Origin of the sequence: Aquisalimonas lutea (genome assembly GCF_030409225.1) — a bacterium.
In the GTDB taxonomy this organism is placed as follows: domain Bacteria; phylum Pseudomonadota; class Gammaproteobacteria; order Nitrococcales; family Aquisalimonadaceae; genus Aquisalimonas; species Aquisalimonas lutea.
This window is the reverse complement of sequence record NZ_JAUFPK010000007.1, coordinates 133,503-148,134: the sequence shown is the minus strand read 5'-3', so window position 1 is coordinate 148,134 and position 14,632 is coordinate 133,503. Positions and strand designations below refer to the sequence as shown.

General features: G+C 66.4%; 11 protein-coding genes. 10 read left to right on the top strand and 1 reads right to left on the bottom strand.

From position 1 onward, the window contains the following. Positions 1-36: 36 nt before the first annotated feature. The gene (locus QWY84_RS18420; protein ID WP_290204422.1) at positions 37-1,299 is read right to left on the bottom strand and encodes a type VI secretion system-associated FHA domain protein; all 1,263 of its coding nucleotides are present in this window, start codon (positions 1,297-1,299) and stop codon (positions 37-39) included. Between the two features lie 330 nt (positions 1,300-1,629). On the opposite strand from QWY84_RS18420, the gene QWY84_RS18415 reads away from it, so the two are divergent. The 10 genes from QWY84_RS18415 (at position 1,630) to tssH (ending at position 14,506) form a co-directional block, all read left to right on the top strand. Beyond that, positions 1,630-2,586 (top strand): serine/threonine-protein kinase, encoded by a 957-nt coding sequence (locus QWY84_RS18415; RefSeq protein WP_290204420.1) that lies wholly within the window; start codon positions 1,630-1,632, stop codon positions 2,584-2,586. Next, positions 2,586-3,746 (top strand): type VI secretion system protein TssA, encoded by a 1,161-nt coding sequence (gene tssA, locus QWY84_RS18410; protein ID WP_290204419.1) that lies wholly within the window; start codon positions 2,586-2,588, stop codon positions 3,744-3,746. The genes QWY84_RS18415 and tssA overlap by 1 nt, the downstream gene beginning before the upstream one ends. Positions 3,747-3,782: 36 nt before the next feature. Beyond that, positions 3,783-4,322, top strand: a complete 540-nt coding sequence (tssB, locus tag QWY84_RS18405) for a type VI secretion system contractile sheath small subunit (RefSeq protein WP_290204418.1) — start codon at positions 3,783-3,785, stop codon at positions 4,320-4,322. Further along, positions 4,315-5,790 carry a type VI secretion system contractile sheath large subunit gene (gene tssC, locus QWY84_RS18400; RefSeq protein WP_290204417.1) on the top strand — a complete coding sequence of 492 codons (1,476 nt, stop codon included), beginning with the start codon at positions 4,315-4,317 and terminating at the stop codon, positions 5,788-5,790. Before tssB ends, tssC (QWY84_RS18400) begins: the two co-directional genes overlap by 8 nt. 218 nt (positions 5,791-6,008) lie before the next feature. Further along, complete coding sequence (gene tssC / locus QWY84_RS18395) at positions 6,009-7,550, top strand: type VI secretion system contractile sheath large subunit (RefSeq protein WP_290204415.1); 1,542 nt, start codon at positions 6,009-6,011, stop codon at positions 7,548-7,550. A 23-nt stretch (positions 7,551-7,573) separates the two neighbouring features. Continuing rightward, a complete protein-coding gene (locus tag QWY84_RS18390) occupies positions 7,574-8,398 on the top strand; it encodes a type VI secretion system accessory protein TagJ (RefSeq protein ID WP_290204413.1) in 825 nt (274 codons plus the stop codon). A gap of 33 nt (positions 8,399-8,431) precedes the next feature. Further along, positions 8,432-8,929 carry a type VI secretion system baseplate subunit TssE gene (gene tssE / locus QWY84_RS18385; protein ID WP_290204411.1) on the top strand — a complete coding sequence of 166 codons (498 nt, stop codon included), beginning with the start codon at positions 8,432-8,434 and terminating at the stop codon, positions 8,927-8,929. Continuing rightward, a complete protein-coding gene (tssF, locus tag QWY84_RS18380; RefSeq protein ID WP_290204409.1) occupies positions 8,922-10,748 on the top strand; it encodes a type VI secretion system baseplate subunit TssF in 1,827 nt (608 codons plus the stop codon). Before tssE ends, tssF begins: the two co-directional genes overlap by 8 nt. Next, a complete protein-coding gene (gene tssG / locus QWY84_RS18375) occupies positions 10,712-11,746 on the top strand; it encodes a type VI secretion system baseplate subunit TssG (RefSeq protein WP_290204407.1) in 1,035 nt (344 codons plus the stop codon). The genes tssF and tssG overlap by 37 nt, the downstream gene beginning before the upstream one ends. A 57-nt stretch (positions 11,747-11,803) precedes the next feature. Beyond that, positions 11,804-14,506 carry a type VI secretion system ATPase TssH gene (gene tssH, locus QWY84_RS18370; protein ID WP_290204405.1) on the top strand — a complete coding sequence of 901 codons (2,703 nt, stop codon included), beginning with the start codon at positions 11,804-11,806 and terminating at the stop codon, positions 14,504-14,506. Positions 14,507-14,632 lie beyond the last annotated feature (126 nt).

Here is a 14,632-nt window from a genome sequence, read left to right as displayed (position 1 = left end):
GGTCTTCCTTACGCGCTCATTTGGGTCGAGCGCCGCTCAATGCGGATCGGAGCTCGCGGTATCCTTCCGCGCTCCTCCGCCTTGATCCTGGTGTCCGAGCTTAACCTTCTTGAGACGCTTTTCAAACAGGGACTGGACGACGCCCTCGGGCCTATCGCCCCGCTCGGCATGCCATGATCGAAACTCACGCCAATAGTGGCTGCTTGGGGCCAGCCGGAGCGTCAACCGGCACCAGAGCGAACGCAGCCCCGTGCCGGCATCGGTTTCGACGGCGCGTTTCGCCCGCTGCTCAAAGCGGCGAGGCTCGAACAGCCGCACGACGCCCGACGCGACATTATTCAGCACCGCCACGATCCGCTTCGGCCGACCCGGCAGATCGGCCGTCACGGCCTGGATCCGCGACAGTTCTTCCCGTGCCTGGTCATCATCGCCGGCCACCAGACGCCGGATCGCATGATCCGCGTCACGACGAACGCTGCTGCCGGGCAGCGAGCGATCGGCGCGTGTGGGTAATCGCTGCTCGAGATCGTCGAGTTCCCGACGCACTGCCATCAGGCACGCCAGCGTCTCGCGCATGCTCGCCCCCAGCGCGTAAGCCTGCTGTCGACTCAACTCAAGGGATTGGATGTCCTCCGCACCGTGGCCCAACCCCTCGATCAAGCCGCGAGCGACTTCCGGTTCCAGGGTCTCCAGCTGTTGGCCGAGCGAAGGCAGCCCGCCCTCCGCATTCTGATCAAGGCTACCAGCGACCTCGAGATCCCAGTCCTCCGGGATGGTCACGGAAGGCGGCTGGAATGCGTCCCGTGTCCCTCCGAGGCCCAAATTCCGGCTTGCGGCGACATGCGTCGTGCGGGCAGCAGTATCGCCAGCCGGACCCTGCAGCGGCGCCGCTGGTACGTCCGGGGCTGCATCCATCCCTGGCCCGGGCGCCTCAGGGACGTCCGACATGCTGCCGGTCTGTGGTGCACCCGCCTCGCCGGGCGCATCGAGCAGGGTGACAGCAAGCGTATAGGGACCGATCTGCAGCCGATCGCCCTGGCTCAGCGCCGCCCGCTGCCCTTCACCGAGAGGCTCGGGCGCGTCGTTCACGTAAACGCCATTGGCACTGGCGTCGTATACAACGAAGTGGTCGCCCTCGCGGCTGAAAAATGCGTGGCGGCGGGAAACCAGGCGCTCGCCGCAATCCAGCTGCCAGTCGCAGGCCGGCGCACGCCCGACGACGGCTACGTTCTCGACGAGGTGATACGGACGGTGGCCTTTGCCGTCGTCATCGCCCTGGAGATCCAGTCGCAGGCGCATATCCCTATGCCTCCGCTCATCCCACTCCGGCCCCGCCCCGAGAACCCCACGGGATCTGCCGACAGCACGGCACCGCCAGCAAAGGGACCGGAAAAAGTCCTTGACAACGCGAGGATAAGCTAGTTTGACTAACAAAGTCGAGAGGCGCGGTTCGCTCGGGCATGCCAGCAAGGCGAGTGGGTCGTGCCAAGGATTCGGCCATCCGTCGTACATCAAAAACGCGGGCTTAGCATGGAAGCTAGGGATAGCGCGGCCGTTGTGCCGCTGAAGTCACGGAATGACAAACGAAGCTCATCGTCCCTGACGCGCTCGGAGAAGCTCCCGTTTGCCGTGGGCGCGCTCATCGCGGGCCGTTTCCGCCTGTGCTCCCTGCTCGCAGTGGGCGGCACGAGCTGCTTATATCGAGCCTGGGACCAGTACGCGGCCTCAGCGGGTCTCAACGACCCCTCGGTGGTCATCAAGGTCCCGCGCCGAGTCGTCGAAGCCGACTGCGGAACCGATCTCATATTCCGCGAGGTAGCCGTATCGCGCCGCATTCGGCACAGCGGCGTAATCAGCATCTTCGACCTGCATCAGCACCATGGCCGGTTCTTCCTGACCCAGGAACTGATCCGGGGCGAGTCTCTCCGGGAGCGGCTTGATCGCGCCGGCGGTCGCGGGCTGCCATACAGCGCATGCATGGCCATCGGCCGTCAACTCGCGGCCGCCATCGGAAGCCTCCACGCAGCCGGGCTGGTGCACTCGGACATCAAACCCGGCAATGTCCTCCTCGGCCGCGACGGCCGCTTGTGCCTGATCGATCTGGCGACGGCCCGTTCCACCGCGTCCGCCGACGACATCGCCGCACCCCCGTTTCACGGTTTCTCGCCAGCGTATGCCAGCCCCCAGACCCTTGGCGACGAGCCCGCTCGCCCGGCCGACGATGTCTACTCCCTGGCGTGCCTGCTGTATGAGCAGCTGGCCGGCTATCACCCGTTCGCCGGGATCGATGCCCGACGCGCCCGAGCCGAGGGGCACACGGCACGGCGACCGCCCGCCGTGGGTCATTGCCAGTGGCGGGTACTCCGCCGGGCATTGGCGTTTAAAGCAGAGCGCCGCCCGGCGAGCGTCGAGCGCTTCTGGCGTACTTTCGTCGGTGCCCGCTACCTCGCCCCGCTGATCGTGCTCACGCTGGTGCTTGCCACTGCGGCCCTGTTCGGGCTGGCCACCGCCAACCAGGCCGGACCGCCAGGCCTCGCAGCGAGCACCCATCTCGCCATCAATTCATCATTTCCGGAGGGTCGCTGATGTCCAGTGAGCCCATCATCGACGCCGAGGAGCTTGTCGAGCGCACCGGCTTGCCCGAAACGGTGGAGGCGATCCTGGAGCCGATAAGCGAACAAGCACCCGCCGGGCGCGACCTGCGCGAGGACGAGACGCTCGTCCATGAATACTACCGCTTGCGCGATGTCCGCACGGCCAACCGCAACCGCGAGCGCGAGGCGATCACCGAGGGGAACACGGACCACCTCCGGCCACGGGACTGGCAACCCCTGGCCGACGGCATACCGCCGGTGCTCCGCGGCCAGAGCAAGGACGCAGAGCTCGCGGCCTGGCTCATCGAGGCCCTGACCCGCTTGCACGGGTTCGCCGGGGCGGCACTCGGGTTTCACGTCGCCGCCCGCCTCATCGAGACCTACAGCGAGGCGCTCTATCCGCCCCCCGACGCCGAGGGCGTAGCCACACAGCTCGCGGCACTCGCCGGACTCAACGGACTCGGGACGGAGGGAGCATTGATCACGCCCCTGAAGTCCCTACCGCTAACCCAGGGCAACGATCCGGGTCCCTTCTGTACCTGGGAATGTGAGCAGGCCTTCGAGCTCGCGCGCCTGTCCGACACGAGTAAGCGAGAAACCCGCAGTCAGCGCGGATACGTCACACCGGAGGCCGTGGACGAGGCAGTAGCCCAGACGGACACGGATTTCCTGCGCGGCAAGCGCACGGATATCCAGGCAGCGATCGCCGAATTCAATCGCTACCGCGCCGCCCTGGACGCGTACGTTCCGGACAATCCACAGCCGACGTCAAGACTGGAAAGCACGCTCGACGGGTGCCTGCGCACCATGAACTATCTCGCCGGTGAGCGCCTGGCGGACGAATCCCCGCCGGCGTCGACGACATCTGCTGACGGGACACCGGACGAGACGGCTGATGGCGATTCGTCGACCCATGCCGCGACGTGGGCCGGCGGCCACATCACTGATCGGGAGGCCGCGCTCCAGCAGCTTCGGGAGATCGCACGCTTTTTCCGCCGAACGGAACCGCACTCGCCGATCTCCTACAGCATCGAGCAGGTCGTGCGGTGGAGTGACCTGTCGCTCCCGGAGCTCATCCAGGAACTCATCCCCGATGAGGGCGCCCGCTCGAATTACCGAACGCTCACCGGGATTCCATCCCGTGAGGACTAGCTCTGCAGACCAGGACCCAATAGGGGGGGCAGACCCATGAGAACGAGTATTCACGACAAGCTCAACAAAGTCCGCAAGCCCCGTGTCCACATCAGCTACGAGGTGGAGACCAACGGCGCCGTCGTCGAGAAGGAACTGCCTTTCGTGGTCGGCGTGATGGGCGATTTCTCCGGCGACCCGACCACGCCCCTGAAGCCGCTCAAGGACCGACGCTTCGTGCAGATCGACCGGGATAACTTCGATCAAGTCCTCGCAAGCATGAACCCCGGGCTCAACCTGAAGGTCGACAACAAACTCGACGGCGACGGCGATAGCGAGATGGCGGTCGAGCTGAGCTTCAACTCTATGGAGGACTTTGAACCGGCGGCCGTCGTCCAACAGGTCGAGCCGTTGCGCCGCCTCATGGAAACCCGCAACAAGCTCCGCGACCTATCGACGAAGGCCGACCGCTCCGAGGAGCTTGAGGCAATCATCGAGCGGGTACTGACCAACGACGCCGATCTCAGCGAGCTCGCCGAGGCCGTCGGCGTCAGCAACGACGGCACAGCGGGAAGCGAGGAGAAGAACGATGAGTGACGCAACCAGCGCACGCGAGGAGAACCGGGCGGACGAAGCGGAGGCCATGAGCCTTCTTGATCAGGCCGTCCAGGCAACCAAGCAAACGGAAACCGAGGAAGCGCAGGAGTTGCTGCGCGTTCTGACCGAGCAGGCGATGGAGGGGACTGTCACCTGGAACAAAAACCTCACGGTGACGTTCCGCAAGGCCATCGCTGCAATCGACGACGCGATAAGCCGCCAGCTGCGCGAGATCATGCACCACGACCGCTTCCAGCAGCTTGAGGGCTCGTGGCGCGGCCTGCACTACCTGGTGATGAACACCAACACCAGCAGCGGCCTAAGGCTCAAGGTCTTCAACGCGGGCAAAAAGGAAGTCGCCAAAGACCTGGCCAAGGCAGTGGAATTCGACCAGAGCCAGATGTTCAAGAAGATCTACGAGGGCGAATTCGGATCCCCCGGCGGCGAGCCCTACGGAGCGCTCATCGGGGACTATCAGTTCAGCAATCACCCGGAGGACGTCGAGTTCCTCACCAACATGTCCAATGTGGCGGCGGCGGCATTCTGTCCGTTCCTGACCGCCGCCGAACCTGGCCTGTTCGGATTCCAGTCGTGGGAGGAACTTTCCCAGCCGCGGGATCTGTCCAAAATCTTCGACTCCACGGAATACCTGAAATGGCGCTCCTTCCGCGAGTCCGAGGATTCCCGTTTCGTCACCCTGACGCTGCCGCGCGTGCTCTCGCGCCTGCCCTATGGCGCCGACACCAAGCCGGTCGAGGCGTTCGACTACGAGGAGATGGACAGTTCCCGCCCCGCATCCAGCGAGTACACCTGGATGAACGCGGCGTACGTCCTGGGCACCCGCCTGACCAACGCCTTCGATGAATACGGCTGGTGCACCGCGATCCGCGGGGCCGAGGGCGGCGGCCGGGTCGAAAACCTTCCCGTCCACCTGACCACGACCGATGATGGCGACATCGACATGAAGTGCCCGACGGAGATCGCCATCACGGACCGGCGGGAGGCGGAGCTGAGCAGCCTCGGGTTCATGCCGCTATCCCATTACAAGAACACCGACTATGCGGTTTTCTTCGGCGCCCAGACCGCCCAGAAGCCCCAGGTGTTCGATCAACCGGATGCCACCGAGAACGCGGCCATCTCCGCCAGACTGCCCTACATCATGGCCACCTCCCGCATCGCCCACTACCTCAAGGTCATGGCGCGGGACAAGATCGGCAGCTTCATGGAAGCCGAGGACATGGAGAACTGGTTGAACCGCTGGATCAACAACTACGTCAACGCCAGTGAGGGAGGCGGCCAGGACATGCGGGCCAAGTACCCGCTGCGGGAGGCCCAGATCACGGTGCAGCCGGTGCCGGGGCGCCCCGGGTCCTATAACGCCGTGGCCTGGTTGCGGCCGTGGTTGCAACTCGAGGAGCTCACCACGTCCCTGCGCATGGTAGCGCGGATCCCGGATACCGGTGGCTAAGCGCGCCCGGTACAGCAGCCTTCCGGCGCGCCGCTCGTGCCGGGAAGCTGCCTGGGGCGGCGCCCGGGCGTCGCTCCAAGGGTTCTGGGACAGAGGCGTAGCGGCCCGCTCGTGGGCGGCCTGGCCCGCGGGATGATGGAAGGCCCGCGTCCAACGCGAGCATGCCATCAGCGTGCCTCGCTTGAACCAATGGATCGTCAACAGTGGCCGCCCGACCTATGCGGCCACGCGACGCAAAAGGATTTGCTGGATTGCACCGAGTCGCGAGCACTGGCTCAACCAACGAAGAGCGCGTGGAGACCGCACCGCCGGCGCGGCGCGTCCAGGAGGTCGACGGGGGGAACCGTGCTGGTCCCGAGGCCCCCGGTCGCGAGCGCCGTTGCGCGGATTCGGCTCCGGACCGAGACCACCGGACCCAGGTGGCAATCGAACGTGCCGTCATCAATATCGATCGGCGGATCAACGCGCAACTCGACGCCATCCTCCACCATCCCCGCTTTCAGGCACTGGAAGCGTCCTGGCGCGGGCTCTATTACCTGGCTGCGGTGGAGGCGGCCCACGATGAAGAGGTATCGATCAAGATCCGCGTGCTGAACGTCTCGTGGGCCGAGCTCGCAAAAGACGTCACCCGGGCGCTGGAATTCGATCAGAGCCAGCTGTTCCGCAAGATCTACAGCGAGGAGTTCGACACGCCGGGTGGCGAGCCCTTTGGCGTGATGCTGGGTGACTACCAGGTCGCCCACCGCACTACGCCCGGGGTTCCGGTTCCCGACACGGAGGTTCTTCAGGAGATGGCGCGGATCGCCATGGCCGCGCTTTGCCCGTTCATCGCCAACGCCAGCAGCACACTGCTGGGGCTGGACAGCTTCCGCGAGGCCAGCCAGCCCTTGGGGCTGGACGCGTTATTCCGCCAGACCGAATACCACAAATGGACAAGCCTGCGACGCGACACTCATGCCCGCTTTCTCGCCTTGACCGTTCCGCGCGTACTAATGCGCGCGCCCTATCTCGATGACGGCAGCCGGCACGAGGGCGTGCAATACCGGGAGAACACTAACGCAAATCCGGAGCATTACCTCTGGGGCAGCGCATGCTACGCGCTCGGCGGCGTCATTCTCAGGGCATTCGCCAACACTGGCTGGTTTGCCGACCTCCGGGGCGGTCCGCACGAATTCGGCGAAGGCGGTGTCGTGCCGGATCTTGAGTACCTCCCATTGGCAGTGGACCGTGAGCAGTTGGCCCCGCGGTTCGCCACCGAAGTCATGTTCGACGACTTTACCGAGCGCGAGCTCAGCGACGCCGGCCTGATTCCGCTGTGCAGCTACCACACGGCACAGCGCTCCGTGTTTTTCAGCAACAGCTCACTGCATGAACCACCGGCCGAGGGATCCGAACTCGCGCGCCTGAACGCCCGGTTATCCTCAATGCTTCAGTACGTGCTGTGTGTATCCCGATTCGGTCATTACATCAAGATAATCGGTCGGGACAAGGTGGGCCGTTTCGCTACCGCGGAGGAGCTCCAGCAGCTGCTGCAAGACTGGCTGCACCAGTACACCACCTCGAACGAGAGCGCCTCCGCCTCGCTCAAGGCGCGCTATCCGCTGGCCGCGAGCCGGGTGGAGGTCGCGGAGCGCCCGGGCGAGCCGGGCCACTTCAGCTGCGTGGTTCACCTCAAACCGCACTTTCAGCTCGATCAGCTGGTTTCGACCATCCGACTGGTTACCGAGATCGCGGTGGGGCCTAACCCGGCACCGGAGTAACGCCAAGCGAGGGACGACACGATATGACAACGAGCCTGGACCACTTTCGCGCAGGTCGCCTGGCAGAAGCCATTGACGCGGCAACGGCCACCCTGCGGGGCGATCCCGCCGACACGTCCGCACGCAGTCTTCTGGCGGAACTGTTGTGCCTCCGGGGTGAATTCGAGCGGGCAGACCGGCAACTGGCCACTCTCGCCGACTTCAGCCCGGACCGACACGAGGAGATTGCCGCCTGGCGCGGCCTCCTTCACGCCGCCCGCGCACGCGCTGATGTCTTCGAGCACGGTGCCACCCCGGAGCTGACGGGCCCTGCGACGCAGCGAATCCGCGGCCTGCTGGAGGCACTGCTCGCGTGGCGCGAAGACGAGGCGGACAGCGCGGAACGTTACCACGGGCTGGAGATGGAACGCGTGCCCTGGCGGGCGATCGTCGACGGTACCCCGGTCACCGACGTCCGCGAGCTCGATGACCGGATGGCCGGGATTCTCGACGTCATGACCACCCAGGGCCAATACCTGTGGGTCGACGTGGCGGATGTCGCCTCGCTGAATCTCGTGCCTCGACGACGACCGCTCGAGGCTGCCTGGCGGCCCGCCCAACTCACGCTTCGTGACGGCTTCAGCGGCCGTGTCTACATACCGATCATCTACCCGACCGCAACGGACGACGAGGCGTGCCTGCTCGGCCGCCGCACGGACTGGCAGGACCGCGACGGAGTCGTGATCGGCCTGGGCCAGCGCTGCTGGCTGGCCGGTGACAGCGTGGTGCCTCTCGGCGAGATCGACGCCGTGGAAGGCCCGACGGACATCGGAGAACCGGCAGCCGCCGGCACGGAGACAAGCTCTTGAAGGGATGGAATCCCCGGCGAAGAGGGAGCCGCAATGAACCGTAGCCGTTCCCGTGAAGCGGTCCTGCCGTCACTGCTGGACCGGCTCATCGACGCTGAACCGGACCGTGAGCATGAGTCGGTGCGATCCCCGGGGACGCGCCTCGAAGTACTGCGTGCCGGCGTGCGCCGAGACCTGGAGAATCTTCTCAATACCCGGATCGTGCAGACCGTGCCGCTGGGAACCTACCCCGAGCTCGCCACCTCGGTCGTTCATTACGGTTTACCGGACTTCAGCTCGGTGGTGCTGGGTGCCCCGGAAGAGCGCGAGGCGTTCCGCGCACGCATCCAGCGAACCATCGCACGTTATGAGCCGCGTTTCCGGCAGACGCGGGTCGAGACCGTGCCGACCGGTGACGAAGCGGATCGTACTCTGCACCTCAAGATCACCGCCACGCTCCTCGTGGAGCCCGATCCGGTGCCGCTGCGCTACGAGTCACAGGTGCACGCGACGGATCGCCTCGTGCGACTCAAGGAGGTCCGCGATGGATGACAGCCTGCTGTCGTACTACAACCGGGAGCTCGCCTACATCCGTCAAATGGGCGCGGAGTTCGCCGAGAGCCACCCGAAGATCGCCGGCAGGCTCCGCCTGGACGGTGACACCGTGGAGGACCCCCACGTCTCGCGATTGATCGAGTCCTTCGCCTTCCTGACCGCGCGCGTCCGCTACAAGCTCGACGATGAATTCCCCGAGCTCACCGAGGCCCTGATGGGCCTGCTCTACCCGGACTACCACGCGCCGGTCCCGTCCATGAGCATCGCGCGTCTGGCGCTGCAGCCCGGGCGCTCGGAGGTCATGCAGATACCGGCGGGCACCAGCCTGTACACGGACTCCAACCCCGCCGGCACGTGCTACTTTCGTACGGCTTTTGATACGGACATCCTCCCTGTGGACCTGGAACAGGCCGAGTTCCGCGCGCAACCTTTCGAGGCCCCGTCGCTGCCGGAACCCGAGCGCCACCGCGGGGTCCAGGCCGTTCTGCGGGTTACCCTCCGTGCCCGTGCGGAGACCACCCTGGCGGAGGCAGCCCCCCAGCGACTGCGCTTCCACCTGCACGGCCAGCCGCAGTTCTCGAACCGGCTCTACGAGTTCCTTCTCAACGAGACCACCGGCATCGCCATCGCGGCACATCCCCACGACCCGGAACCGGTCTTTGTGCCCGCTGATCGGCTGCGCCCCGTTGGCCTGGACGAGGACGCAGCCGTGCTGCCCTGCGACGGCAGGAGCTCACACGGGAACCGGTTACTCATGGAGTATTTTTCCTTCCCTGAGAAGTTCCTCTTCGTGGAGCTCGATGACATCGGTCATGCCTGGTCGCGCTTAAGCGACAAGGCGATGCTGTTCATCTACTTCGCGCGCAGCCACTCGGAGCTGGTTCAGGGGGTCAACGCGCAGAGCCTGCTGCTCGGCTGCACCCCCATCGTCAACCTGTTCCACGCGACCATGGAACCGCTGGCTGCGAGCGAGCTCGAACAAGAGGTCCGGCTCTGCGTCGACGCTTCGCAACAGGAATCGGCGGATATTCACACGCTGCAAAGGGTGGACGCCTGCGACGGCGGCGGCCGGACGGTGCCCTTGCAGCCGTTCTACGGTGCCCACCGCAACCAATCCGGCACCACCACGCCGCGGTACTGGCATGCGCGCCGGGAGATTAGCCATCACCACAACGGCCGGCGCAGTCGCGGGGTCGATACCTATCTGTCGCTGGTGGATCGGGACTTCCGCCTGACCGCCCCGGACAGCGACTGGCTCATTCGTGCCGACGCCTTGTGCACCAACCGCGACCTGCCCGATCGGCTCCCGTTCGGGCCCGACGCGCCCCGGTTCCAGTTCCTGCGGGGCGGAGCCGGGTTGTCGGTGCGCTGCACGACGCCACCGACCATGAGCCTGCAGCCGCGCCTGGATGACGCCAGCCGCTGGCAACTCGTCACTCAGCTCACGCTCCAGCATTTCACGGGCGAGGACGGCCTCCAGGCACTCAAGGAAACGCTGCGGTTGCACGACTTCCGCGAGGCCCCCGAGAACCAGGCGATCGTCGAGAGCCTCGTCGACCTCCGCTCCGAGGTCACCACGGAACGCATCGCCCGCAGCGGCCGCGTCGCCATCTGCCAGGGCACCCGCATCCGGATCGAGGTCAACGAGAACCGCTTCAGCGGAGCGGGGCTGTTCCTGTTCGGAGCCGTGCTGAGCGAGTTCCTGGCGCAGCACTGCACGATCAACACGTTCGTTCAGCTCCAGATCACGAGCCGGCAAAGAGCTGGGAGGGTAATGACATGGCCACCGCGCAGCGGCAGTCAACGCCTGATTTAAGCGCCGCGTTCGGCGGTCCCGGGCATCGGTGCGACGACTTCTACCAGCTTGTGCGCGCTCTGGAACGACGCCTCGAGCTCGCCCAGGGGCGTCACGAGACGGCACCGGTCGGCGGTGACGGTCCACCGTCCCGGGAGCCGGTGCGCTTCCGCGGCAGCAACGAGGCAGCGTTTCCAGCCCGAGCCGTGGAGTCCCTGCGCCCGCGCAAGGCGGACCGTGGGCCCGAGCACGAGATGCGGGTGAACTTCCTCGGCCTGACCGGCCCCACCGGAGCCTTGCCCGCGCACTACAACGTTGTCGTTCGACAGCGGCTGAAAGAGCGCGACACCGCGCTTGCGGATTTCCTCGACCTCTTCAATCACCGCCTCGTCGCTTTGTACTACCGGGCGTGGAGCAAGCACCGCCTGCCGATCCAGTACGAGCGCACCGACTCCAGGGAGAGGGACTCGTTCACTCGTGCAGTGGACGCCTTTTCGGGACAGCCCGCGGGGCGGCGGGATGAGCCGCGCCGCTATTATGCCGGCCACTTCGCGCGGCAGACGCGCTCGCCGAGCGGCATGGCGGCTATTCTCCGTGACTACCTGGGCTATGACTGCCGAGTGGAGTCATTCGTCGGCCAGTGGCTCCCGGTAGGCATGGACAGTCAAACACGCATCGGCGGCAACCGGCAGGGACAACACAACCGGCTCGGCGACGGCGTGCTCATCGGCAACCGGGTCTGGGACCTACAGAGCAAGATCCGCATTCATATCGGCCCCATGGAGCTGGCCGAATACGAGGCGCTGCTTCCCGGCACGGACCGCCACAAGGCCATGTGCCGGCTCATCCAGGGCTATCTGCCCAGTCACATGAACATCGAGTTGCGCTTCACCATTCACGCCGGAGAAGCGTCACGCCGGCTCGGCCGGGGCGTGCGCTGCGCACGCACGACCTGGTTGCGCTCCGATCCGGACCGCCCGATGGAGGCGCGATTCGAGCTCAAGCCGGCAGTGGCCTAGGCAATCAGCAACGGTGCTCCACGCGAGGACACCCCGACGGACGAGGTACGACGGGAAATGGAATTCGAGCAGTTGATGCAGCGAATGAGCGCCCCCTGCCGCGAACTCTTCGAGCAGGGTGTCGCCACGGCATCCTCCCGAAGCCACCACGCCCTGCAGGTGGAACACTGGCTGCGCGAAGCCGTGCAGCAACAGGACCCGGAGATCGACGCCGTCCTGGCGCTGTTCGACCTGGAGCGCGCGCGCCTGCTGGGCGACCTGGAGGCCGCGGTCGAGGCCCTGGAGACGGGCCATGCGGGCTTTCCCCGCATCTCCACGGAAGTCGCCCGGCTGCTCTTCGAAGCCTGGATGATCGCGTCCTCCCAGTTCGAGCAGCTCGCGATCCGGCCGATCCATCTGCTTCTGGCGCTGACCGAGAATGACGTCCTGCGGCCGCGGGTGGCGGGACTGTCCTCGGAGCTGAACCGTCTCTCCGGAACGGCGCTGCGCGAGCAGTGCCAGGGGCTCCTCGCGGGCACAGCACAGCCGGGATCAGCCGCCGGCAATGGCGCCACGGAATCCCGCAGTCAGGCGCTCGACCAGTTCACCGTCGACCTCACAGCCCAGGCCCGGGAGGGCCGCATCGACCGCGTCCTGGGTAGGGATGGCGAGATCCGCCAGATGGTGGACATCCTCTGCCGCCGCCGACAGAACAATCCCATTCTCACCGGCGAGGCCGGTGTCGGGAAGACCGCGGTTGTCGAGGGACTGGCGCGGCGTATCGCCGACGACGATGTCCCCGAGCGGCTGCGCGGACTGTCGCTACGCACCCTCGACCTGGGCCTTCTCCAGGCCGGCGCCGGCGTCAAGGGCGAGTTCGAGAACCGCTTGAAGAACGTCATCCACGAGGTCCAGACGGCCACGCCGCCGGTCATTCTCTTCGTCGACGAGGCCCACACGCTCATCGGCGCCGGCAACCAGGCCGGCGGCGGCGACGCCGCCAACCTACTCAAGCCCGCCCTCGCTCGCGGCGACCTGCGTACCATCGCCGCCACCACCTGGGCGGAATACAAGAAATACTTCGAGTCGGACGCCGCACTCACCCGCCGCTTCCAGGTGGTACACGTGGACGAGCCCGACGAGGACAACGCCATCGTCATGCTCCGGGGCACCACCGAGGCACTGGAGACCCACCACGGCGTGGCCGTACTCGAGGAGGCCATCGACGCCGCGGTGCGTCTGTCCAACCGCTACATCACAGGCCGCCACCTACCGGACAAATGCGTCAGTCTCCTGGATACCGCCTGCGCGCGCGTCGCGCTCAGCCAGACAACGACACCGCCGGCACTGGAGGCGACCCAGCAGGCCCATGACAACGCCCGCGCGGAACTCGAGCGCCTCACCCGTGAAAGCCGGCTAGGCCATGACCACGCGGCAGCCGTCGCCGCGCTGGAAGCGCGATGCGAGAACCTTCAGGCGTCTGCCGCGCAGCTGCAGGAGCGCTGGCGGGCGGCACACGCAGAGGTGGCCCATGCCATCGAGCTCCGCCGGCGCATCGAGGCGACCGACAACGGCGACGCCGCGGAAACGGGCGACACGACCGCGCTACGCGATGAGCTGGCGGCAACGCGAGCCCGACGCGCGGAACTCGAAGATGGCGGCGAGGCCCTCCTCCATGAATGCGTGGATGCCGATATCGTCGCGCGCGTGGTGGCCGACTGGACCGGCATCCCTGTCGGCCGCATGCACACCGACGAAATCAAGAGCGTGCTGCAGCTCCGGGAGCAGCTTGAACGACGCGTCATCGGCCAGCCCCACGCCCTGGAGCTCATCGCCCGCCACATGCGCACCGCCCGGGCCCGGCTCGCCGACCCGGGGCGACCTCTCGGGGTGTTCATGCTCGTCGGCCCGAGCGGCGTGGGCAAGACGGAAACCGCCCTGGCCCTGGCCGAGCAGCTCTACGGCTCCGAACAGGCGATGACCACCATCAACATGTCGGAGTTCAAGGAGGAGCACAAGGTCTCCCTGCTCATGGGCTCACCCCCCGGCTACGTGGGGTATGGCGAGGGCGGCGTGCTTACCGAGGCCGTGCGACGCAAGCCTTACAGCGTCGTGCTGCTCGACGAGATCGAAAAGGCCCACCCCGGCGTCCAGGACCTGTTCTACCAGGTCTTTGATAAGGGCGTACTGCGCGACGGCGAGGGCCGCGACATCGACTTCCGCAATACCGTCATCCTGATGACCAGCAACACCGCCGCCCCCGAGATCGAGCGCCTGTGCGCCGATCCCGACACCTTGCCCACAGCCGAAGGCCTTGAGGGCGCCATCGCGCCCACGTTACGCGAGACCTACAAACCGGCCTTCCTCGGGCGCCTGCAAGTCATCCCCTACTACCCGCTCGACGACACTGCGCTCGCCGAGGTGGTCCGGCTCCAGCTCGAGACCATTCGCAGCCGCATGCAGGACTACTACCAGGTGCCCCTGGACTACGGCGAAGCCCTGATCCAGCACATCACCGGGGCGTGCAACGCCTCGGACACCGGCGCGCGCCAGATCAGCGCCATCGTCAACAACGAGCTGCTGCCGCAGGTCGCCGAGCGGATCCTGGAGAGCCTCGCCCGGGGGGAGGCGATCACCGGTATTCATGTCGACCGGGCCACGCAGGAAGCGCGGTTCGACGTCCGGGTAACGACGGGCAATAACGCGCCGGAGCCATCATCGATGTCCCCGGCCGCGGCGGCCACCGATTGCCAGACCGATGGCAGAGCCATCGGCTCGTAGCGGACAACACCCGTGCGGCCGCGAGAGCTCCCACGTCGCGCCCCCGCACCACCGGATACCCGGGCGACCCGGCTTCAAACGCCCGGTGGCAGGGCATCGCCGGCCCCGTCGGCGACGGAGACCGCA

Bases quoted from the DNA above. Each gene is read 5' to 3' on its own strand.
- tssF (WP_290204409.1), top strand. From the start codon at position 8,922: ATGGATGACAGCCTGCTGTCGTACTACAACCGGGAGCTCGCCTACATC.
- tssG (WP_290204407.1), top strand. From the start codon at position 10,712: ATGGCCACCGCGCAGCGGCAGTCAACGCCTGATTTAAGCGCCGCGTTC.
- tssC (WP_290204417.1), top strand. From the start codon at position 4,315: ATGAGTGACGCAACCAGCGCACGCGAGGAGAACCGGGCGGACGAAGCG.
- tssE (WP_290204411.1), top strand. From the start codon at position 8,432: ATGAACCGTAGCCGTTCCCGTGAAGCGGTCCTGCCGTCACTGCTGGAC.
- tssB (WP_290204418.1), top strand. From the start codon at position 3,783: ATGAGAACGAGTATTCACGACAAGCTCAACAAAGTCCGCAAGCCCCGT.
- tssA (WP_290204419.1), top strand. From the start codon at position 2,586: ATGTCCAGTGAGCCCATCATCGACGCCGAGGAGCTTGTCGAGCGCACC.
- tssC (WP_290204415.1), top strand. From the start codon at position 6,009: ATGCGGCCACGCGACGCAAAAGGATTTGCTGGATTGCACCGAGTCGCG.
- tssH (WP_290204405.1), top strand. From the start codon at position 11,804: ATGGAATTCGAGCAGTTGATGCAGCGAATGAGCGCCCCCTGCCGCGAA.
- QWY84_RS18420 (WP_290204422.1), bottom strand. From the start codon at position 1,299: ATGCGCCTGCGACTGGATCTCCAGGGCGATGACGACGGCAAAGGCCAC.
- QWY84_RS18390 (WP_290204413.1), top strand. From the start codon at position 7,574: ATGACAACGAGCCTGGACCACTTTCGCGCAGGTCGCCTGGCAGAAGCC.